Source organism: Pontibacter indicus, from assembly GCF_900156345.1.
In the GTDB taxonomy this organism is placed as follows: domain Bacteria; phylum Bacteroidota; class Bacteroidia; order Cytophagales; family Hymenobacteraceae; genus Pontibacter; species Pontibacter indicus.
This window is the reverse complement of sequence record NZ_FTPP01000004.1, coordinates 349488-371823: the sequence shown is the minus strand read 5'-3', so window position 1 is coordinate 371823 and position 22336 is coordinate 349488. Positions and strand designations below refer to the sequence as shown.

Sequence of the window (22336 nt, the reverse complement as noted above, 5' to 3'; positions counted from 1 at the left end):
TTTCTCCTATCAAGTTACAAAAAAATAGCTGGCTCCGGAGAACCAGCTATCCTAAATTTATACCTATACCTTGTCAGGCTATACCCTGTAAAACAACCACTTCGACAGTTCTTTGTAGTTGATCTTCTTGCCGTACATAAGTATACCTACGCGGTAAATTCTGGAGGCGATCCAGGTAGTGAAGATGAAGCCCAGGATAAGGAGTCCCATCGAGAGTAGGAGCTCACTGACAGGCACGCCGAACGGAATGCGCACCATCATCACGATCGGCGAGGTGAACGGGATGATCGACATCCAGAACGCCACAGGTCCATCCGGATTTTGTATCACCACCGTGTAGGACATGATGAAGGAGATGATCAGCGGGATCGTGATCGGGAACATGAACTGCTGCGTGTCAGTTTCGTTGTCTACGGCGGCGCCAATAGCCCCGAAAAGCGAGCCATACAGCAGGTAACCGCCCAAAAAGTAGAACAGGAAACAGCCCAGCAGTAGCGGGAAATTCAGGTTAGAAATGGCGCTGCTCACCTCCGACAATGTATCGGCCTGGCTCGTTTCTTCTGTCTGCTCCGGCTCTTCGCCAGTAGCCAAGTCACGGCCTGCCTGCATCTGCTCAATTGGCGTAGGCGCTGGTTTAATGTCGAAAGCTGCCTGCACGCCGCCTACCACAATGGCCGACAGCACCACCCAGAGCAAAAACTGCGTCAGGCCCACGCCGGCTATACCTACAATCTTGCCCATCATCAACTGAAAAGGCTTCACTGAGGAGATCATCACCTCCACAATGCGGTTGGTCTTTTCCTCGATCACGCCACGCATGATCTGCACGCCATACAGGAAAATGAAGAAATAAATGATCACTGCCCCAATGATGCCCGCACCAGAGGTCACCCACACGTTGCTGTCGCGCTCACCGCTCTCGCTCAGGTTCACGGTCGTCATAGTGATGTTGGCCTTCATTTTGTTGAGCATGTCGCGGTCTATACCTGAGGCCATAAATCGCTGGCTCTCAATCTCCTTTTCCAGCATATTCTCCAGCCTGAACTTCACCTGTAGGCTGATGTTCTTCTTGGAGTAAAGACGTACACCCTCCGGTTTTTCCAGGTCGAGCTGCGGGATGTGCAGCAAGGCGGTATAGTCGGTTTCCTGGTAAGCCGTCTTGGCCTGTTCCAGCGAACCGGCGGCTATGGGTATGATTTTCAGGTCCTCTTTACTTTCGAGCTTGTCGGCAAAAACACCGCTCTCGTCCAGCACCATCACCACATCCTCGCTATCGGAGACGGTAGCCAGCCAGGCAGGTATCACCATGAAGGCGGCCAGCAACAACGGGGTCAGGAAGGTCATGATGATGAAGCTTTTCTTCCGCACGCGTGTCAGGTATTCGCGTTGTATGATGAGCCAGATCTTATGCATGGTAGGTTTCTTTTACTTTTCGGATGAATATGTCATTGATACTCGGCACCAGCTCCACAAAAGAGTGTACCTCCACGCGCTGGATCAGGTAGCGTAGCAGATCGTTCGGCGAGGTGCCATTGAGCAAACGAATGGAAGCGCGGAACACACCATGGTTTTCATGCTGCTCCAGTACCTCAAAATCCGGCGACGTGATCATCAGGTGCCCGTTTCCGATCACCTGGTAAGTATCCGTCTTGTAGGTGTCTTTTATTTCGCGCACCGGACCGTCGAGCACTTTGCGGGAGCGGTTGATGAGCGCGATGTTGTCGCAAAGTTCCTCCACCGACTCCATACGGTGCGTCGAGAAAATGATGGTGGCACCGTTGTCGCGCAGGCGCAGGATCTCGTCTTTGATCAGGTTCGCATTGATCGGGTCGAAACCGGAGAAAGGCTCATCAAGGATGATCAAGGAAGGCTCATGCATGACCGTGGCCATAAACTGCACTTTCTGCTGCATCCCTTTCGAAAGGTCCTCTATGTTTTTGTTCATCCACTCCTTTATCTCGAAACGGGCCACCCACTCTTTTATGCGGGCCACGGCTTCGTCACGGGTCAGGCCTTTGAGCTGGGCAAGGTATAGCAACTGCTCCCCTACCTTCATTTTCTTATACAGTCCGCGCTCCTCGGGCAGGTAACCCATGTCCTTGATGTGCGACGGGCGCAGTCTCTCGCCTTTGAAGTAAATTTCGCCAGAGTCGGCGCCGGTTATCTGGGTGATGATGCGGATAAGGGACGTTTTGCCAGCTCCGTTTGGCCCCAGCAGGCCGAAAATGCAGCCTGTTGGGATGTCGAAGCTGACATTGTCGAGGGCGGTATGGTTTGCGTACCGTTTGGTGACGCCATCTATTTTAAGAATGCTCAATGCTTATAAACCTTTTGGTATGTTCAAAAATAGCCTTTTTAGGGCTTAGTGACAAGTAATATCAATAAAGCACTATACTAAATCGACGAACGCAGGTATAGGCTATACCAAGTACGTGCATCAGGTTGTTTAGGACAGCTGCCCATTAGCTAAGTTGAAAGGTACTGCATTGATGACAAAGGAAATTTTGATAAAGGACAAAAGCCCCTGCCATCCCGCAAGTTACCGCTTCGCTCAAACTTGCGGGACAGATAGTTTGATAATGAGCTTTAAAACAAAAGCCTGCCTTCTCTTTCGAAAAGGCAGGCTTTTGTCATACCTAAAAGCGATAAGCTTACTGGAAATAGTCTTTCACTTTCTCAAAGAAGCCTTTGTCGCTCTTGCCCGGGTGCGGCGCAAAGTTGTCTGATGCCCGCAGGCGCTCCAGCATCGCACGCTCATCGCTACTCAAAGACTTCGGCGTCCATACGTTGATGTGGATCAGCTGATCGCCTTTGCCATAGCCGTTGATGTCTTTCACACCTTTGCCGCGAAGTCGGAAAATCTCGCCACTTTGCGTACCCGGCTTGATCGTGATCTTCACACGGCCCGTAATCGTCGGTACTTCAATGTCGGCACCGAGGGCAGCATCGATAAAGCTGATGTACTGATCAAAAATCACGTTGTTGCCGTCGCGCTTCAGGCTTGGGTGCTCTTCTTCTTCAATCTGGATAAGCAAATCGCCCGGCACACCGCCACGCTCCGGCACGTTGCCTTTGCCGCTCATGGATAGCTGCATGCCGTCCATAACGCCAGCCGGCACATTGATCGTGATCACTTCTTCCTGCAGTTCGCGACCACTACCGTGGCAGGCTTCGCAGTTTTTGGTCACGATGCGGCCTTCACCATTACAGGTAGGGCAGGTTGCTGTGCTCACCATCTGGCCCAGCATGGTATTCACCACCTTACGTACCTGGCCCGAGCCCTGGCAAGAGCCACAGATCTGCATGTCAGTACCGTTTTTGGCGCCGTTGCCACCGCAGGTGTTGCAGGCCACGTAGCGTTTTACTTTTATCTTCTTCTCAACGCCGTTGGCTATTTCCTCGAGGTTGAGTTTGAGCTTGATGCGCAGGTTGCTGCCTTTGCGGGTACGTCGGCCACCCTGACGGCTGCTACCGCCAAAGAAGCTCTCGAAACCGCCACCGCCACCACCGAAGATGTCGCCGAACTGGGAGAAAATGTCCTCCATGTTCATGCCGCCACCGCCGCCAAAGCCGCCGTTCATGCCCTGGTGGCCAAACTGGTCGTAGCGCTGGCGCTTCTGCTGGTCGCTCAGCACTTCGTAGGCCTCAGCCGCCTCCTTAAACTTCTCCTCGGCCGTGTGGTCGTCGGGGTTCTTGTCGGGATGATACTTAATGGCGAGCTTACGGTAAGCCTTCTTGATCTCCTCCGGACTTGCTCCCTTGCTTACTCCTAATACCTCGTAATAATCTCTCTTAGCCATTGATTAAGCTCCTATTATAACTTTCGCGAAGCGAATCACCTTTTCATTCAAGGTATAGCCCTTCTCGATCACGTCTACTATTTTGCCTTTCAAATCCTCTGACGGAGCCGGGATTTGCGTTACGCCTTCATGGAAATCACTATCAAACGCATCGCCCGCTTTCACCTCAATCGGCTTCAGGCCTTTGAGTTGGGTCACGTGCTTCAGCTTATGAAACACGAGCTCCAGGCCCTGCAACAAAGCATCCACCTCTTTAGTTGCTTCCATCGACTGATGGGCACGTTCCATATCGTCCATCACAGGCAACAGATCGCTCATCAGTTCTTCGTTGGCTGTTTTCAGCAAGTCCAGGCGCTCTTTGTTCGTGCGGCGTCTGAAGTTCTCAAACTCGGCCATCAGGCGGATGTATTTGTCTTTCATCTCTGCCAGTTCGGCCTCAGCCTGGGTTTCGGAGCCAGTTTCTACTGCCGTCTCTTCGGCATGCTCCTGCCCGTTCGTTTCTTCCGTATTGGCAGTGTTATCCTGTAGTTCTGCGTTTTCCTGCTCTTTCTTGATATCTTTCTCTGACATAATGCCTTAAGAATTATAGGTTGATAGGTCTATTTTGTCTTTTCAATTGTCTTGCCAATTATCATTTCGTGCCAATGTGGCACTTTGGTGATTTAGTGAATGAGTGGTTGAGTGAATGAATGATTTTCACCTTCCATACCTTAAAATTGTCTGAGTCAGGATCCTCAGGATTTAAGAGGGCCCCTACCCCCACGGACTCACAGGATTCCTGTGCACGATTGACACACCCCTGCCCCCTCTCTTCATCCAGGCCCCCTTCCACCAGAAGGGAATTTCTTCTACTAATCCTTCAAAGGTATAAGCCCAATAGTTTCTGTAAGGGGAATTTCTGCAACTACCACACTTAAGGTATAGGTCTGCAGCAAACAAACACTGGCAGGTATAGGAGAAGACTAACTTGCACTTGAGCAATGAATCAAGTAGCCGTGCCAGGTGCACCAAATGACGCTCCACTGTTGGGGGTGAAGGGGTCCCCCTATAAAGAGTGTTCAGCGAGTTTGGAGCGTCTTGATTTTTTTGCCTACTTTTTTATCAAGAAAAAAAGTAGGTGCCCGCCGCACAGGCGAAGCAATGAAACAACATAGGTTACTATACCTACAACACTGCTACATCAGCAAGGTATAGGTATAGGTATAGGTATAGGTATAGGTATACCTGCCACTAGGCCAGAGGGCCCCTCTATACCAGATACGAGCGTGGACGCTCGCGCTATTGAGCTTCCCCCTCAATACAACACCAGATCAACAATTTTATAAATCAGCACCCGGCTAGTGCTTCAAAAAAAATCGGTAGCAAGCCTTGCAGCCACTACCGATGTATATTCTAAACTGGCTACTGCAACTATGAGTTGAGGGCAGACCAGATCATGTCTTTCAATTGCGTAATGTTCTTCTGCGTCATGCTTGAGATAAACACAGTCGGAATATCTTTCGGCAATGTCTCGCGCATTTCAGCCTCCAGCTCATCGTCGATCATATCGGTTTTCGTAATCGCCAATATGCGTTTCTTGTCGAGCAGCTCCGGATTGTAAGTCTCCAGCTCGTTTACCAAGATCTTGTATTCTTCCGCAATATCGGGGCTGTCGCATGAGATCATGAACAGCAGCATGGAGTTACGCTCAATGTGGCGCAGGAAGCGCAGTCCAAGGCCTTTTCCTTCCGAGGCACCTTCGATGATACCTGGAATATCAGCCATTACAAAAGACCTGTAGTCGCGGTAGGCTACTACACCCAGGTTTGGCTCCAGCGTAGTGAAGGCATAGTTGGCGATTTTTGGCTTGGCCGCTGACACCACCGACAGCAAAGTAGACTTACCGGCATTCGGGAAACCCACCAGACCAACATCGGCCAGCAGTTTCAGTTCCAGAATCACCCACTCCTCTATACCTGGCTCGCCTGGCTGTGCATACCTGGGCGTTTGGTTGGTAGGTGACTTAAAGTGCGCATTGCCCAGTCCACCACGGCCGCCTGGCGTTAGGATAATTTCTTGCCCGTCTTCCGTGATCTCACACATGAACTCGCCTGTTTCAGCGTTTCGGGCAATCGTTCCCAGCGGCACTTCCAGCACATCGTCTTTACCCTGCGCACCCGTTGAGTGGCTTGGGCCGCCGTTCTGGCCGTTTTCGGCAATCACGTGCTTGCGGTACTGCAGGTGCAGCAACGTCCACAACTGGGCATTGCCGCGCAGGATAATATGGCCTCCCCTGCCCCCGTCGCCTCCGTCGGGACCACCCATGGCCGTGCGTTTATCGCGGTGCAGGTGCGCTGAGCCAGCGCCGCCGTGTCCGGAGCGGGAACAGATTTTTACGTAATCAATGAAGTTGGATTGGGCCAATGTAGATAATGCTATTAGGTATAAATTATAAGGTATAAGCGAGTGCGGAGCGTTTGAGTTCCGACCTGCTTATACCTCTTATAGTCAATCGTTGAAAAACCGTTCGGAAAGCTATTTCTTCTGCTTCTCTTTCAGGTTGTCGATGTGCTCGCAGATATTGTGGAAGATTTCCTCGATCTCACCGATTCCGTCCACTGCGCAGTACTTGTTCTGTCCGGCGTAGTAATCAGCCACCGGGGTGGTTTTGGTATTGTACTCTACCACGCGCTTGCGAATCAGCTCTTCGTTCTGGTCATCTGGGCGGCCAGATGTCTGCCCGCGCAGCAACAGGCGCTTGGTCAGCTCTTCATCGTCCACTTTCAGGGCGATCATGCAGGAAATCTCCGTACCCAGGTCCATCAGCAGTTTGTCCAGGCCCTGCGCTTGCGGCACTGTGCGTGGAAATCCGTCGAAGATAAAGCCCCCTGCATGGTTGTTCTCTTTCACTTTGTTTGCGATCATGCCGATCACCACTTCGTCTGGCACCAACAGACCGTTGTCCATCAGCGACTTAGCTTTCATTCCGAGTTCAGTGCCGGCGGCAATCTCCGAGCGCAGCAAATCACCCGTCGACAGGTGTATCAGGTTATACTTGTCTATCAGCTTTTGGCTTTGCGTACCTTTTCCAGCACCGGGAGGGCCAAACAAAACGATGTTGAGCATATCTATGATTTATGATAAAAAACAAATTTAAGTATAAAATCGATGTATCGTTCAATAATTTTTGAGCAGCGTCAAATCCTGGGCGGTCACTTTCACCTTAGGTAGACCAAAATTATCAGGATACGATCTTGTAAATATCGCGTAGGTTGCGCCCCAGCCCATTGTAGTCGAGCCCGTAGCCTACCACAAAATCGTTCGGTATAGACTTGGCCACATACTTCACTTCCAGCTGGTGCTGCAGGCACTCGGGCTTCATCAGCAAGGTGACGATCTCGATAGAAGCAGGGTCTTTTTCACGTAGCTGCTTCAGGAGTGCGTTCACTGTATGACCCGTGTCCACGATGTCCTCGATGATCAGCACATCGCGCCCTTCAATGTTCTCGGTCAGGCCCAGCACTTCTTTTACCTGGCCAGTGCTGTGCATGTCCTGGTAAGACGACATGCGGATGAAGGAGATCTCGCAAGGTATGCTGATGCGCTTCATCAGGTCGGCTGTGAACATGAAAGATCCGTTCAACACAGCCAGGAAAAGAGGATTTTTGCCGGCGTAGTCCTGTTCGATCTGCTCTGCCAGCATCACGATGCGGGCGATGATTTCTTCTTCGTAGATGTAGGTACTGAAGTCACAATCGTGAATCGTGATGGTACGGGGCTCCATATAGCGTATCGGTCTTATTGGTAAACAAAGGTAAGGATAATAAAAAATAAGCCCAACCGAAAGGAAGGGCTTATTTCTACTTGCAGGTTTTGTGTTGCTTATCTGGCTGTCAGCGCAGTCACCACAACTGTATTTTCAGGGTTGATCATTTGCCCGGTAGCCGGAGCCTCCTGCTGTATTTCCATGTTCAGGTTCGGCTCTTCAGGTATAGCCGGGGTGCGTTCTGTGGCAATGTGCGGCGCAATTACCAGCGATACAATCGACATCAGCTTGATCAGGATGTTCATGGAAGGACCGGATGTGTCTTTGAAGGGGTCACCCACGGTATCGCCGGTCACAGAGGCCTTGTGCGCATCAGAGCCTTTGTACTCTACCTTGCCATTGATCTCCACGCCCTTCTCAAACGATTTTTTGGCATTGTCCCAGGCGCCACCGGCGTTGGACTGGAACATCGCCATCAACACACCCGACACGGTTACACCGGCTAGCAGACCACCCAGAATTTCGGCAGAAGGAGTGTCCGAAAACACATCTCTGAAGCCGAAGCCCACTACTACAGGCACGATCAGGGCGATAGCGCCCGGCAGCATCATTTCGCGGATAGCTGCCTTTGTGGAGATAGCCACGCATTTTTCGTACTCCGGCTGACCGGTGCCTTCCATAATGCCCGGAATTTCGCGGAACTGACGGCGCACTTCGTGCACCATGGCCATGGCCGCACGGCCTACTGCCGAAATGGCTAGGGCAGAGAAGATAAACGGAATCATGGCGCCGATGAACAGACCAGCCAATACTGGCGCTTTGTACAGGTCAATGGATTCAATGCCGGCTATACCTACGAAAGCGGCAAATAGCGCAAGGGAGGTAAGTGCGGCAGAGGCAATGGCAAAACCTTTACCGGTAGCAGCGGTGGTGTTACCTACTGCATCCAGGATATCAGTACGTCCGCGCACTTCTTTCGGCAATTCGCTCATCTCGGCTATACCTCCGGCGTTGTCGGCAATCGGGCCGAAAGCGTCGATGGCCAGCTGCATGGCAGTGGTGGCCATCATACCGGCAGCTGCAATGGCCACACCATAAAGACCAGCAGAAGCGTAGGACAACACAATGCCAGCCGCCAGCACAATGATCGGCAACACGGTGGAGTGCATGCCCACCGCCAGACCGGCGATGATGTTGGTGGCGTGTCCTGTAGAAGATTGTTGTACAATGGAGTTCACGGGCTTTTTACCCATGGCCGTGTAGTATTCCGTGATGATACTCATCAAAGTACCCACTACCAGACCCACGATCACGGCGATGAACACGCCATTGGAGGTGAATTCGAAGTTACGCAGGTTCATGTTCTCAGGCAGCATCCAATGGATGGCGAAATAAGCACCAACCGCGGTCAGGGCCACAGAAATCCAGTTACCCAGGTTGAGGGCACCCTGCACGTCGCCACCTTCCTTCACCCGGATGAATGCCATACCCACCAGTGAGAAGATAATACCCAGTCCGGCAATGAACATCGGTAAAATGATCGGGGCCATGCCACCAAAATTATCCTCCGAAACCACTTCGCGGCCCAGCACCATGGTAGCCAGAATAGTCGCTACATAAGACCCGAAAAGGTCAGCTCCCATACCTGCCACGTCGCCCACGTTATCGCCTACGTTGTCGGCAATGGTAGCGGGGTTGCGCGGATCGTCCTCCGGTATACCTGCCTCTACTTTACCTACCAAGTCAGCCCCCACGTCGGCCGCCTTGGTATAGATACCGCCGCCCACACGCGCAAAAAGGGCAATACTTTCAGCACCCAGCGAGAAACCGGTGAGCACTTCGAGCGCCACTTCCATTTCGTGGCCGTTCACGTTGCCATTCACGCTCTGCACAAAGAAGTAGTAGAGCACGATAAAGAGCGATCCCAATCCCAGCACTGCCAGACCGGCTACGCCCATGCCCATTACCGATCCGCCGGCAAAAGATACGCTAAGCGCACGCGACAAGCTGGAACGGGCGGCTTCTGCTGTGCGCACGTTGGCCTTGGTGGCAATGCGCATACCAATAAAGCCCGCTATAGCCGAAAAGAGAGCGCCCATGATAAAGGCCAGCACAATCGTCCAATGCGACTTCTCGCCGGTGTAGCCCAGGTAAAAGAGAAATATACTGGCGATGATCACGAAGTAGAAGAGCACTTTGTATTCTGCCTTTAGGAAGGCCATGGCGCCGTCCGCAATGTGACGGGCGATTTCGGTCATGCGTTCGTTACCTGCTGCTTGTTTCGTTACCCAGGCCGACCTTATAAAGGTATAAATGAGGGCCGCCAGACCAAATCCAGGAATTGCGTAGAGAATAGGTTCCATTCAATAAGAGTTAGTTTTGTAGAAAAGAGTTGAGATTCTGAAATTGCTATATAGAGCTATTAAAGAAAGGCTATTCGTTTGACTTTTCCAAATATTTAGTTTCGAAGCTCCAAAGCCAGGCCAAGATGTATAGCGCTATACCTTAGCCGGTTGAGCCGGTTACCTCGGTTACAGTTTGGTTGTACCTTCTGGAATAGGCTTAGGCTGGATTTCTTACTGCATTCGTAGCCATATTTCTATTATTAATACAAACAAAAAGACTGCCTATACCTGGCAGTCTTTTATATTATTCATTCATCCCGATCACAACTTTTCCATCAACTCCCGATAAAGCGCGACCATGCTCTCAATGTCCTTCTTGTGCACAATCTCATTCGGGCTGTGCACATTGTCTTCGGGAGCGCCGACAAAGCACCAGTCCCACGGGTAGGGGCCGTGCTGCAGTTCCTTGGCATCGCTGCCCCCTGCTCCTTCCACTTCCAGCTGATAAGGTATGCCGGAGGCCTTGGCTATACCTATGATCCTCTCAACATAGGACCGACGAGGGATCAGGCTGTCGCGCATCGAGATCACAACACCCTCTCCCGGCCTTACGCCCTCCGTTACCCAGGTAATATCGGAGATGAGCGCCTGGTGCACCCCGTAACGCTCTGAAATGTATTTGGATAGGTAGGCTACCGAACCGCCACCATGTTCTTCCCAACTGCTGAATGCAATGATGCCGTTTTCCAGTGTCTCCGCTACTTTCAATGCGCTCCATACACCCAGCCGGTTGTCCAGGTAGCAGGATTGCACTGTTTCCTCGGTTTCCCGCAAATCGCACTTAAACACAAGCTCTGTTCCCCTTTCTATCTCGCGCTCGTAACTGTAGCTGATCTCGTGTTCCTCTTCATCAAACTTAAGCGTGCACTCGATTTTTCCCTGCGAGTCCTCCCCAACCAGCGTATAGCCGGTTTCCAGGTCGGGCCCGCCGATTCTCACCAGCTGCCTGCCGTAGCGCACCGTAAAACCAATTGAATCGATGTGGGCAAAAATGGCCGTTCTGGGTTTCCCGAATATTAACAAAATGCAATCCTGAAAACCCTCTCCATAAACTACAACAGGTTGTTGTTTCCACTGAACTTTCTGTTCTTCAATGTAGTTAAGCAGAAAATCAGTTAGCTTTTTTTCGTTGCCGGACGGTGCGTGTATGCTGCAGAGCTGTTTCAGAAGTTTCATGCAATATTTCTTTTGTATCAATTCAAAATTAATATAATTGTTGTACTTTTAGTACCTGTTCATCAGATTAGAGCCTATTTGCACGACACCCCGGACTATTCTTTTAACCTATGAAAAAGATTGTACTTGCTTTTCTCGGTATCATGCTGACTAACTTCGCTTTCGGGCAAGGTTCCAAGGCGCAGTCCGACACGGCTATCAGAGAAGTGACGATACAATCAGTGGAGGTGATTCCGGCAGCTGGCAATATAAAAGGCATGCTGCTCATGGACAAAGACATCCAGTACGAACTGGAGGGTGCTGTGGACAACATGTACAACTTTAAGTACGAGCTGGCCGAAAAACAATTCAAATCTCTACGCCGACGCTATCCTAACCACCCGCTGCCTTATTTCCTGATGGGCCTCAGCCAATGGTGGAAGATCGTGCCTACCAATATTCAGACACTGGAGTACGACGACGTCTTTTTCGCTTACATGGACTCTACTATCATGAAAGCTGAAAAGCTATACGATGCCAACGAAAAAGACTACGAGGCCGCTTTCTTCTTATCGGCCGCCAACGGTTTTGCCGGTCGACTGCATTCTGAGCGCAGCAACTGGCGCAAGGCAACTATTGCCAGCAAGCGGTCACTGGAGTACCTCGAGAAAGCCAAAGCCGGTAATGGCCTAAGCCCAGAGTTCCTGTTTGGTGAGGCCCTCTTCAACTACTACTCCATCTGGATTCACGAAAACTACAAAATGCTGCGCCCGGTGCTGGCCTTTTTCCCGAGCGGCGACAAACGCCTAGGTATAAAGCAGTTGCGTTACGTGGCCAACAATGGTTTCTATACCGGTACAGAGGCAAAATTTTTCCTCATGAAGATTTATGCCAACGAAGAGGGAAACATGGAAGCTGCGCTCGATCTGGTGAAGGGACTGGTGGAAAAATACCCGAACAACGCCTATTTCCAACGGTTTTACGCGCGTGCGCTTTTTGTGCAGGGCCACTTTACAATGGCTGAGCGGGTGTGCCTCGATATTCTAAGCAAGCTCGACCGGCGCATGCCAGGCTACGAAGCCGTCAGCGGACGCTATGCCTCCTACATTCTGGCCTACATCAACCAGAACAAGTATCGCGACTTCCAGAAGGCCAAAGCCTATTACCAGAACTCAATTACATTTGCTGAAATGAGCAACGAGCGCGACTCTGGCTATTTTGTCAACTCATACCTGAACCTCGCCCGCATTGCCAAGCAGGAGCGCGAACTGAAGACAGCGAAACGTTACTATGGTATTGTGCTGGAAGCTACTGACAAAAAGCACGCGGCTAACAAAGAGGCGAAAGACTTCATGAAGTCACACAAGAAAATATAAGCTTGCTGAACCTAAAACAAAAGCCCTGACAGAAATCTGTCAGGGCTTTTGTTTTATAGTTGACTTAATGCCTAATTCATCATACGCTCAGCTGGCACCTTCACTTTTTGCTTGAAGTACTCAAGTGTGCGCTGCAGTCCTTCGGCACGGTCCACCTTCGGCTCCCAGCCCAGCACTTCCTTGGCCAGCGTAATGTCCGGCTGGCGCTTCTGCGGGTCGTCGGTCGGCAAGGGCTGGTACTCGATGTTGAGCTCCACGCCAGTCAGTTTGCAGATCTCCTCGGCAAACTGGCGGATGGTGATCTCGGACGGGTTACCGATGTTAACCGGCATGTGATAGTCGCTCAGCAGCAGGCGGTAAATGCCCTCCACCAGGTCGTCTACGTAGCAGAATGAGCGCGTCTGGCTACCATCGCCGAAGATACTCAATGGCTCGCCGCGGAGCGCCTGGCTTAGGAAGGCAGGCAGCACACGGCCGTCGTCCAGTCGCATGCGCGGACCGTAGGTGTTGAAGATGCGTACGATGCGCGTCTCCAGCCCGTGGTGCATGTGGTAGGCCATGGTCATGGCCTCCTGGAAGCGCTTGGCCTCGTCGTAGCAGCCGCGCGGCCCCACCGGATTCACATTGCCCCAGTAGTCCTCGCTCTGCGGGTGCACCAGCGGATCGCCGTATACCTCCGAGGTGGAGGCGATCAGCATGCGCGCGCCCTTGGTCTTTGCCAAACCGAGCAGGTTGTGCGTGCCCAGCGAGCCTACTTTCAGCGTCTGGATCGGTATCTTGAGGTAGTCGATCGGGCTGGCCGGCGAGGCGAAGTGCAGGATGTAGTCCAACTCACCCGGCACGTGCACGAACTTGGACACGTCGTGGTGGTAGAACTCAAACTGCTCCAGCTTGAAAAGGTGCTCGATGTTCTCGAGGTTGCCGGTGATCAGGTTGTCCATCGCGATCACGTGGAAACCCTCGGCTATGAATCTGTCGCACAGGTGGGAGCCGAGGAATCCGGCTCCGCCTGTTACCAATACTCTTTTTCTGGCCATTATATCTATACTGTCTCCTTAGTCTGTTGTGTCACTTTGGCCTGCTTGACGCCGATGCCGAAGTAGGTGAAGCCCTTCTCCTCCATCTCCTTGCAGTCGTAGATGTTGCGGCCGTCGAAGACCACCTTCTCCTTCATCAGCTTGCTCACCACGGCGAAGTTCGGGGAGCGGAACTCAGGCCACTCGGTCACCAGCAGCAGGGCGTCGGCGTCGATCAGGGTCTCGTACTCGTCCTTGCCGTACTCGATGCGGTCGCCGAGCGTGTGGCTGGCCTCCTTCATGGCCACCGGGTCGTAGGCCTTCACCTTGGCGCCCCGCTCCAACAGCTTTTCGATGATCACCAGCGACGGCGCCTCGCGCATGTCGTCGGTTTTCGGCTTAAACGAAAGGCCCCACACGGCGAAGGTCTTGCCTGCCAGATCACCCCCGAAGTAACTGCTCACCTTGTTGAAGAGCACCGACTTCTGCTTTTCGTTCACTGTCTCCACCGACTTGAGCACCTCCATAGAGTAGCCGTTCTCGGAGGCTGTCTTGATCAGGGCCTTCACGTCCTTGGGGAAGCACGAGCCGCCGTAGCCGATGCCCGGGTAGATGAACTTGTTGCCGATGCGGGCGTCCGAGCCGATGCCCTTGCGCACCATGTTCACGTCGGCACCCATGATCTCGCACAGGTTGGCAATGTCGTTCATGAAACTAATCTTGGTGGCCAGCATGGCGTTGGCCGCGTACTTGGTCATCTCGGCAGAGGGGATGTCCATGAAGATGAGCGGGTGGCCGTTCATCAGAAACGGCTTGTAGAGCTTGGTCATCACCTTCTCGGCGCGCTCGGAGTCCACGCCCACCACGATGCGGTCAGGCTTGAGGAAGTCGTCGATGGCGGCGCCCTCCTTCAAAAACTCGGGGTTGGAGGCCACGTCGAAGGCGATCTGCTCGCCGCGGGCCTCGAGCTCCTCTTGGATAGCGCGGCGCACCTTGGCGGCCGTGCCCACCGGCACGGTGCTCTTGGTCACCACCACCAGGTAGTCGGTCATGGAGTGGCCAATCTCGCGGGCCACGGCCAGCACGTACTTCAGGTCGGCCGAGCCGTCCTCGCCCGGAGGCGTGCCCACGGCGATGAAGGCCACCTGGCAGCCCTGCACGCTCTCGGCAAGATTGGTGGAGAAGGAAAGACGCTCCTTCTGGGCGTTTCGGAGCACCATCTCCTCCAGACCCGGCTCGTAGATGGGCAGGATGCCCTGTTTGAGGTTGTCTATCTTCTTCTGGTCAATGTCAATACAGGTCACGTCGATGCCCACCTCGGCAAAGCAGGTGCCCGTCACCAGCCCCACGTAACCGGTGCCAACTACAGCTATTCTCATAGGTAAATGTTATTAATGAAGTACAAATTTAGTTTTTTCAGAATAATCAGTGTGCAATCCCAGTAAATTTATCGTATGCTTTGGCTACTGTTCTTCGCCATTATCTCTTTCTAATGCGTGAGATTTAGAGCAGCAAAAGCCCTGTTAGCAATAAAAGTGTAAATGGATGCACCAGGATGTTTCCCATGAAACATACGCTGTTAAAAAGTCAAAATTAAACATTTTTTTAAGAAGGATTTGAATCTGGCCATTTTGTACTAGCCGCCTGGCTGCTCCATGAACTGATTTCATAGCAGTGCCTATCCTTCAAAATGCCGCGAACCGGCGACTTGTCTTACTTTGTTCAGCACAAAAGAGTTGCGGTATGTCCTCAGAAATTAAAATAAATCGATACACCTTTTTTTCTGACCCGACAGCCTGTGTTGCTGTGGCACCCGCTTTTATGCCTATCCATGACACAGCTGTATTTCCGCTAATTTGATAGCACAGGGCATCTTTTCACTTTTCGCTACAACCTCAGAACCCGTCTCAAGTATAGATAAGGGAAGTTAACACCCTGAGTTACCTATGAAACCAGACTGGCTGGACACAAACGAATATCCCTTCGAATCCAAATTCCTGGAATTAGAAGCCGGCAAGATGCATTACATCGATGAAGGGGAAGGGCACCCGATCGTGATGATCCATGGCACCCCTTCCTGGTCATTCGCGTACCGCAACCTGATCAAGCTCCTGAGCAAGAAATACCGCTGCATAGCCTTGGACCTGATCGGCTTTGGCCTGTCAGACAAGCCCAGGGACTGGAGTTACAAGCCAAGAGCCCACGCCGCCAACTTTGAGCAACTGATGGCACACCTTGGCCTGACCAATATTACTCTGCTGGTGCATGATTTTGGCGCGCCAATCGGTTTGGCCTATGCCATCAAGTATCCCGAAAATATCCGCAGCATCGTGATGCTTAATACCTGGACCTGGTCCTTATCCAATCATCAGATATTTTCAAAAGCCAGCAAATACCTCATCGGCCCTCTGGGCAAGTTTTTGCACTCCAAGCTCAACCTCACTACGAATCAACTGGTGCACGAACTGTTTGGGCAGGAAAGCAACATGCCTGAAAAGCTGAAGGATCAGTACACGCTCGGACTGGGCGGCCCTGACGAGACGGTCAGCTCGCTTGCCTTCGCCCGAGAGCTGGTGGGTGTTAGCAAGTGGTATGACGAACTTTGGAAAGAGCGTAAAAAGATTCAGGATATCCCGACCCTTATATTATGGGGTGAGCGCGATAAACTTGTCAGAATTGAGGCCTTGCAGCGCTGGAAAAAATTTTTCCACGAGTGCTATGTGCTGCATTTTGAGGACAGTGGCCATTTTCTAATGGAAGAGCATGCCGATGAGGTAGCCCAGTACGTTAGTAACTTTATAAAAGAAGAAGACAAAAAGAAGGAAAAAGCATTGCACAACACCTAAAACAAAAGCGACTATGACAGAACCCGATAAAAACCTAAACGAAGCCCTGTTTCGCAGTCACCAGGCGACAGAGCAAAACAACCAAGCCCAGAGCGAACTGCACAACATGCGCACTGGTCAGCCGAAGGGCGAGCCACATGAAAATGCTAAACCTGAGCTGCGCGAGTCACCTCGCCACCTACTCCAGTCCTGGGATACCCTGCGGCAGTTAGACGAAGCATTGGCAGACAAAAAGCCGGACCATGACCGTAAAGCCTGATCTATACCTTGAGCCAAGGTATACCTTGGTCTTATACTTATAAAGAGCGGCAGCCATCACTGGACTGCCGCTTTCTTTTTCTAAAAGATTTTCCCTGGGTTCAGTATACCTTTCGGATCGAAGAGCTGCTTTATACCCTGCATCAGCCGGAGTTGCACATTGCTCAGCGCTATACCTATATAAGGCCGCTGCACCAGCCCGATGCCGTGCTCGCCGGAAATAGTGCCTCCCAGTGAAACGCATAAGCGGAAGATTTCCTTTATACCTTCGGGCAGTTTATTTTGCCAGTCATCGTCCGACATGTCGCCCTTTACGATGTTGATGTGCAGGTTACCGTCGCCGGCGTGACCGTAGCAAACTGACTTGAACTTATACCTTTCCCCTATTTCCTTAACCCCTCGCAACAGCACAGGCAGTTCGGCCCGGGGCACGACAGTGTCCTCTTCTTTGTAAACGGAATTACTCTTCACGGCATGGCCCACACTACGGCGCAGGCGCCAGAGGTCTTCTTTTTGTTTTTTGGTGTCAGCCACCAGTATATCACCCACGTCAAAAGTTTCCAGCACTTCGTACACCCGCTCTGCATCTTTGTAGAGAAGGTCCATGTCGTTGCCGTCGAGCTCAATAAGCAGGTGGGCGCGTTCGTCGGCTGCCATGGGCACCTCCAGACCCAGGTAGCGGCAGGTCCACTCAATGGCTTCGCGCTCCATAAACTCCAGCGCGGAAGGCACTATACCTGCCGTGAAGATCTTAGAGACGGCAGCGGCGGCCTCCTCTTCTTTCCGGAAAGGCACCAGCAACACCAGGTTCTGGGTCGGGTAAGGAATAAGCCGGAACACAATTTTGGTGATGATACCCAAGGTGCCCTCACTTCCGACCATCAGCTGTGTCAGGTTATACCCTGTGGCGTTTTTAAGCACGTTGGCCCCGGTCCAGGTGATCTCGCCAGTTGGCAGCACCACCTCCAGATTCAGCACATAGTCTTTGGTGACGCCGTACTTCACTGCCCTGGGCCCGCCTGAAGATTCGCTCAAATTGCCGCCTAACTGGCAACTGCCCCGGCTGGAGGGGTCGGGCGGGTAAAAAAGTCCGCGGGAGATCACAGCCTCTTGAAATACCTGTGTAATAACGCCCGGCTCCACCGTGGCCTGCAGGTTGCGCTCGTCAATCGAAATAATGGCATTGAGCCGCTCCATGGACAGCACTACACCCCCGTGCACTGCCAGCGCGCCGCCACTTAGTCCGGTACCGGCTCCTCGCGGAGTGACAGGTATAGCGTTTTCGTGGCATAGCCGCATAATACGGCTTATTTCTTCGGCGTTCTTAGGTCGGAGCACCACTTCCGGCAGGTAGCGCAGGTCCTCCGTCTCGTCGTGGGTATAGCGCACCATACCTTCCTGGTCAGCAGGCAGTACCAGGTGCTCCGGCCCGACAATGGCAGCAAAAGCTTCTACCAGATCGGGGGTTATCTTGTTAAAATTCATTTTATATTAAATAGCTTATGCTTAATTTAGCAAGCCCTGAAAAATTTTAGCCATTACTTACCAAGTTACGCTTTGAGAACATCATTTACCAATTACCTATTGTTTATCTTTTTCATCGGGCTGATGGCTTCCTGTCAGTCCGCGAGGCCTACCTTTAGCAAGCGTGGCGAGACGTATAAGTCGGCGCGGGAAATAGCGGAGGAGAAGCGACAGGCCCGTAAACAAGCCCGAATGGCCGGCCGGAGCGGCGGCAAAGGCAAGGTAGCCTCGAAAGACCGCACCAGTCGCACCAACGTTCCCAACGCCCGTCGCCTCGACGAGAACGTGGCCACCGTTATACAGACGGCCCGCTCCTTTACCGGTACTCCTTATAAATGGGGCGGCACTACGCGCGTAGGTATGGACTGCTCCGGCCTGCTTTGCACCTCTTTCCAAAGCATCAACGTGACCCTGCCACGTACATCGGAAGAGCAGAGCCGCTTTGGCAAAACCGTGAAACCAAGAGAACTGAAAGAAGGTGACCTCGTGTTTTTCGGGGCTAACAAGTATAGCCGGGAGATCACACACGTGGGTATGGTAACGGAAGTGATCAATGATAGCGAGGTCAAATTCATCCACGCCTCCACTACCCTGGGCGTTATCGAAAACAACCTCCACTCCGATTACTGGCAAAAGATCTTCCTCAAGGCAGTGCGGCCTTTTGATGAGTAATTCGCACTATACAAGGAGCATTTCGCTGCAAATTTCTAAGGAAAACTGGAGGTCATGGGCATAATTTCATGTGAGCCGTCTCTGTCTATACCTGTACTGAGGTATAGACAAAACTATACCTGCTACACCATTGTATAATTTACAGTAGCTATACCTACGCCCAGCCAGCAGCCACTACTTCATTGGAGGTATACACCCTGTTCGACAGGGTATAAAATTTAACTTCAAAAAAGAGATAAAATACTCATATATACGTACTTATAAGCAGTTATATTTTTTCAACTTAGCTTATAAGTATTATGAGGACTATTTACACGAAGTTACTTATAACCTTCCTTTTGCTGCTGAGCGGTCACCTGGTATGGGCACAGGGCACGACCACCGCGGCCATGAACGGTGTGGTGCAGGACCAGAGCGGCTCCCCACTGCCGGGTGCAACGGTTATTGCGGTTCATAACCCGACCAACACACAGTATGTAGCCGCCACAAATGCAGAGGGGCGCTACAATATCCAGAACATGCGTGTAGGTGGGCCCTACACCGTACGCACCTCTTATGTAGGCTACCAGGAGCAACTGGTAGAGAACATAAGCCTCGCGCTTGGCCAGAATTACCGACTGGACCTTACCATTTCAGAAAGCACCACCACCCTGGGCGAAGTGCAGATCACGGCGACACAGGACAAAGTGATCAACTCGGATCGTACGGGCGCTGCCACCAACGTGTCCACGGAGCAGTTGGAGTCCCTACCCACCATCAGCCGAAGCCTCAACGACTTTACCCGTATCACCCCACAGGCCACTACATCCGGGTCCGGTATATCGTTTGCCGGACAGAACAACCGCTTCAACAACTTCTCGATAGACGGCACCGTGAACAACGACGTGTTCGGCCTCTCGGCAAGCGGCACCAACGGCGGCCAGACCGGCGTGCAACCCATTTCGCTCGATGCCATTGAGGCGATCCAGGTCGTGATCGCGCCTTTCGATGTGCGGCAAAGCGGCTTCACGGGAGGCGGCATCAATGCCATCACGCGCAGCGGAACAAACCAGTTCTCCGGCTCGGCCTATTACTTTGGCAACAACGAGCGGCTGGTGGGCAAGAGCCCAGATGATGCGCGCACCAGGTTGCCGGACTTTACCGACTACCAGACAGGCCTGCGCATTGGCGGCCCGATTATCAAAGACAAGCTGTTCTTCTTTGTGAATGGCGAGAAAACCAAACGGGTGGCCCCGCTCCTCTTCGAACCGGGCACTTCAGGCTCCAACATCACAGTAGACGAGGCAACCCGCGTGCTGAATGTTGCCAACCGCTTGGGCTACGACCCGGGTAGTTTCAGAGGTATAGACGATGAAACCCGAAGCGATAAGATTTTCGCCCGACTCGACTGGAACATCACCGACAACCACCAGCTCACCCTGCGCCACAGCTACGTGTATGGCGAGAACATCGACAACTCCAGAACCCCAAACGCGCTGCGCTTCTCCAACAACGCCGAGTACTTCCCCAGCACGACCAACTCCAGCGTGCTGCAGCTGCGCAGTCAGTTTGGCGGTAAATATGCCAACGAGGCCATTATCGGTTTTACAGCGGTGCGTGACGACCGCGACATCATCGGCGCCCCATTCCCAAGCGTGCTGGTTCGTTTGTCAGGCGGCCGCACCATTGCACTGGGCGGCGAGCCTTTCTCCGGCCAGAACCAGCTCGACCAGGATGTGCTCACCATTACCGACAACTTCAACCTATACCTGGGCAAGCACACGATCACGCTGGGTACGCACAACGAGTTCTACAAAACGTTCAACCTCTTCATCCGGCAGGAGTTTGGCGCCTATGAATATAACTCCTTGGAGGCGTTTGAGGCGATTGGCACACCAGCTGAGACAGCGCCGGGTGCTTTCTTCCGCAATTATTCCCGCACAGACATCCGCCAGCAGGGAGCCGAGTTTTCGGCCTTTCAGCTTGGCTTCTACGCCCAGGACGAATATGCGGTGCTGAATAACCTGAAGCTGACAGCAGGTATACGCCTGGATATCCCGACTTTCAACGAGGAGCCAGCTGCAAACCAGGAGTTCAATGAAGCTTTTAGAAGCAGGGGCCTGGCTACCGATAAGACACCTGGCGCGCAGTTCATGGTGTCGCCCAGACTAGGTATAAACTGGGACGTGATGGACGATGGCAATACGCAGGTGCGTGGCGGTGCGGGTATCTTTACGGGCAGGGCACCGTTCGTGTGGATCGCCAACCAGTATACCAATACAGGCCAATTGCTTGGCAGCTTGTCACTCACCTCGGGCCCAATTCTGGAGCAGATCCGTTTCAACGCGGACCCTAATACCCAGCCTACTGCCACCACAGTGGGCCTGTCGGACAGAACAGCTGAGATCAACATCACAGATCCCGACTTTAAATTCCCACAGCTGTTCCGAGTGAATGCGGCCATTGACCAGCGCCTTCCCTTTGACCTGGTGGCGACCCTGGAAGGTATCTATTCTAAAAACCTGAACAACATCTATTACCAGAACCTGAACCTGGAACAGACCGGCACCTTGGCGGGGGCTGATAACCGGCCCGTATTCGGCCGCATACAGGGCAACAATTTCCAGGACATCATCTACCTGACCAACACCAGCCGGGGCTTTGGCTATAGCCTGACAGGCCAGCTACAGAAGACATATGTGGAGAATGGCTTGTCGGGTTCGCTCGCCTATACCTATTCCAGAGCCAAGGACGTGAATCCCGGTAACTCTAGCCAGGCACGGTCTAACTGGATCAACGTGAACCAGGTAGAGGGCCTCAATAACGTGAAGGAGGCGTTTGCGGACAATGATGTGCGGTCGAGGGTAGTGGCTGGCCTGACGTATAACTTGCGCTGGCTGGGCATCGCTGGTACGACCATCTCCGCTTTCTACAATGGGCAATCGGGCATACCGCTCTCCTATATTTATAACGGGGACGTTAACAATGATGCTGGCAGGACGAACGACCTGATCTACATTCCGCGTGATGCCTCGGAGATAAACTTGGTGCCTTACACCGATCGGGATGGCACCGTTGTTTCGGCTGAGCAGCAATGGCAGGCGCTGGACAACTTTATAAGCGGCAACGATTACCTGAGTGGCAGACGCGGCCAGTATGCTGAGCGCAACGGGGACAGACTACCCTGGACGAACCAGATCGACCTGCGCCTGATGCAGGATATAGGTATAGGACAGGGCGACAACGTGCACCGGCTGCAACTGACTTTCGACGTCTTCAATTTCACGAATCTGCTTAACAAAGACTGGGGCCGCCAGTACACGGCAACTTTCAACGCGTTTCAGGCCATTGACTTTGTAGGCTACGAGGCTGGCACCACAACGCCGCGCTTCAACTATACCGGACGCGGCCTGACCGACGGCGACCCTTATTTTGTGAATGACTTCCCGTCGCGCTGGAGAGCCCAGTTTGGCATCCGATACCTTTTCAATTAGAGGTAAACAGCGTCCTATTTTAACTGATTGCCAAAAAGAAAGGCCGAGCTGTGCAGCTCGGCCTTT

At 52.4% G+C, this 22336-nt stretch carries 18 protein-coding genes; 5 read left to right on the top strand and 13 right to left on the bottom strand.

Features of this window, described 5'->3' with window-relative positions; genetic code table 11:
* Positions 1–78 precede the first annotated feature (78 nt).
* The 10 genes from B0B12_RS18500 to B0B12_RS18460 form a co-directional block, all read right to left on the bottom strand.
* The gene (locus B0B12_RS18500) at positions 79–1413 is read right to left on the bottom strand and encodes an ABC transporter permease (protein WP_076671962.1); all 1335 of its coding nucleotides are present in this window, start codon (positions 1411–1413) and stop codon (positions 79–81) included.
* A complete protein-coding gene (locus tag B0B12_RS18495) occupies positions 1406–2317 on the bottom strand; it encodes an ABC transporter ATP-binding protein (RefSeq protein ID WP_076671960.1) in 912 nt (303 codons plus the stop codon). Before B0B12_RS18495 ends, B0B12_RS18500 begins: the two co-directional genes overlap by 8 nt.
* A 334-nt stretch (positions 2318–2651) precedes the next feature.
* On the bottom strand, positions 2652–3800 hold the full coding sequence (gene dnaJ, locus B0B12_RS18490; protein ID WP_076671958.1) for a molecular chaperone DnaJ: 1149 nt from the start codon (positions 3798–3800) through the stop codon (positions 2652–2654).
* Between the two features lie 3 nt (positions 3801–3803).
* A complete protein-coding gene (locus B0B12_RS18485) occupies positions 3804–4370 on the bottom strand; it encodes a nucleotide exchange factor GrpE (protein WP_076671956.1) in 567 nt (188 codons plus the stop codon).
* Positions 4371–4975: 605 nt separating this feature from the next.
* Positions 4976–5098: a hypothetical protein gene (locus B0B12_RS20720; RefSeq protein ID WP_280173758.1), complete on the bottom strand. Its 123-nt coding sequence runs from the start codon at positions 5096–5098 to the stop codon at positions 4976–4978.
* Between the two features lie 112 nt (positions 5099–5210).
* Complete coding sequence (gene obgE, locus B0B12_RS18480; protein WP_076671954.1) at positions 5211–6203, bottom strand: GTPase ObgE; 993 nt, start codon at positions 6201–6203, stop codon at positions 5211–5213.
* Between the two features lie 111 nt (positions 6204–6314).
* Positions 6315–6905, bottom strand: a complete 591-nt coding sequence (locus B0B12_RS18475) for an adenylate kinase (RefSeq protein WP_076671952.1) — start codon at positions 6903–6905, stop codon at positions 6315–6317.
* Between the two features lie 115 nt (positions 6906–7020).
* Positions 7021–7563 (bottom strand): hypoxanthine phosphoribosyltransferase, encoded by a 543-nt coding sequence (gene hpt, locus B0B12_RS18470; protein WP_076671950.1) that lies wholly within the window; start codon positions 7561–7563, stop codon positions 7021–7023.
* A gap of 98 nt (positions 7564–7661) precedes the next feature.
* Complete coding sequence (locus B0B12_RS18465) at positions 7662–9908, bottom strand: sodium-translocating pyrophosphatase (RefSeq protein WP_076671948.1); 2247 nt, start codon at positions 9906–9908, stop codon at positions 7662–7664.
* 303 nt (positions 9909–10211) lie between these two features.
* Positions 10212–11126, bottom strand: coding sequence for a M20/M25/M40 family metallo-hydrolase (locus B0B12_RS18460; RefSeq protein ID WP_076671946.1), 915 nt, complete (start codon positions 11124–11126; stop codon positions 10212–10214).
* 110 nt (positions 11127–11236) lie between these two features.
* Here B0B12_RS18460 and B0B12_RS18455 point away from each other — a divergent pair, with 110 nt between their 5' ends.
* Positions 11237–12481: a tetratricopeptide repeat protein gene (locus tag B0B12_RS18455; protein ID WP_076671944.1), complete on the top strand. Its 1245-nt coding sequence runs from the start codon at positions 11237–11239 to the stop codon at positions 12479–12481.
* Between the two features lie 71 nt (positions 12482–12552).
* On the opposite strand, the gene B0B12_RS18450 is transcribed toward B0B12_RS18455, so the two are convergent.
* Together B0B12_RS18450 and B0B12_RS18445 are read right to left on the bottom strand one after the other, a co-directional pair.
* Positions 12553–13518 (bottom strand): UDP-glucuronic acid decarboxylase family protein, encoded by a 966-nt coding sequence (locus tag B0B12_RS18450; protein ID WP_076671942.1) that lies wholly within the window; start codon positions 13516–13518, stop codon positions 12553–12555.
* Positions 13519–13523: 5 nt separating this feature from the next.
* Entirely contained in the window at positions 13524–14876 is a 1353-nt protein-coding gene (locus tag B0B12_RS18445) for a UDP-glucose dehydrogenase family protein (RefSeq protein ID WP_076671940.1), read from the bottom strand.
* Between the two features lie 567 nt (positions 14877–15443).
* On the opposite strand from B0B12_RS18445, the gene B0B12_RS18440 reads away from it, so the two are divergent.
* A complete protein-coding gene (locus tag B0B12_RS18440) occupies positions 15444–16343 on the top strand; it encodes an alpha/beta fold hydrolase (protein WP_076671938.1) in 900 nt (299 codons plus the stop codon).
* Between the two features lie 13 nt (positions 16344–16356).
* Positions 16357–16602 carry a hypothetical protein gene (locus B0B12_RS18435; protein ID WP_076671937.1) on the top strand — a complete coding sequence of 82 codons (246 nt, stop codon included), beginning with the start codon at positions 16357–16359 and terminating at the stop codon, positions 16600–16602.
* A gap of 80 nt (positions 16603–16682) precedes the next feature.
* On the opposite strand, the gene B0B12_RS18430 is transcribed toward B0B12_RS18435, so the two are convergent.
* Entirely contained in the window at positions 16683–18086 is a 1404-nt protein-coding gene (locus B0B12_RS18430) for an FAD-binding oxidoreductase (protein WP_076671935.1), read from the bottom strand.
* A gap of 72 nt (positions 18087–18158) precedes the next feature.
* Between B0B12_RS18430 and B0B12_RS18425 the strand changes: the two genes are divergently transcribed.
* Both B0B12_RS18425 and B0B12_RS18420 read left to right on the top strand, forming a co-directional pair.
* Positions 18159–18797 (top strand): C40 family peptidase, encoded by a 639-nt coding sequence (locus B0B12_RS18425; protein ID WP_244554768.1) that lies wholly within the window; start codon positions 18159–18161, stop codon positions 18795–18797.
* A 299-nt stretch (positions 18798–19096) separates the two neighbouring features.
* On the top strand, positions 19097–22270 hold the full coding sequence (locus tag B0B12_RS18420; RefSeq protein WP_076671933.1) for a TonB-dependent receptor: 3174 nt from the start codon (positions 19097–19099) through the stop codon (positions 22268–22270).
* The last annotated feature ends 66 nt before the right edge of the window (positions 22271–22336 follow it).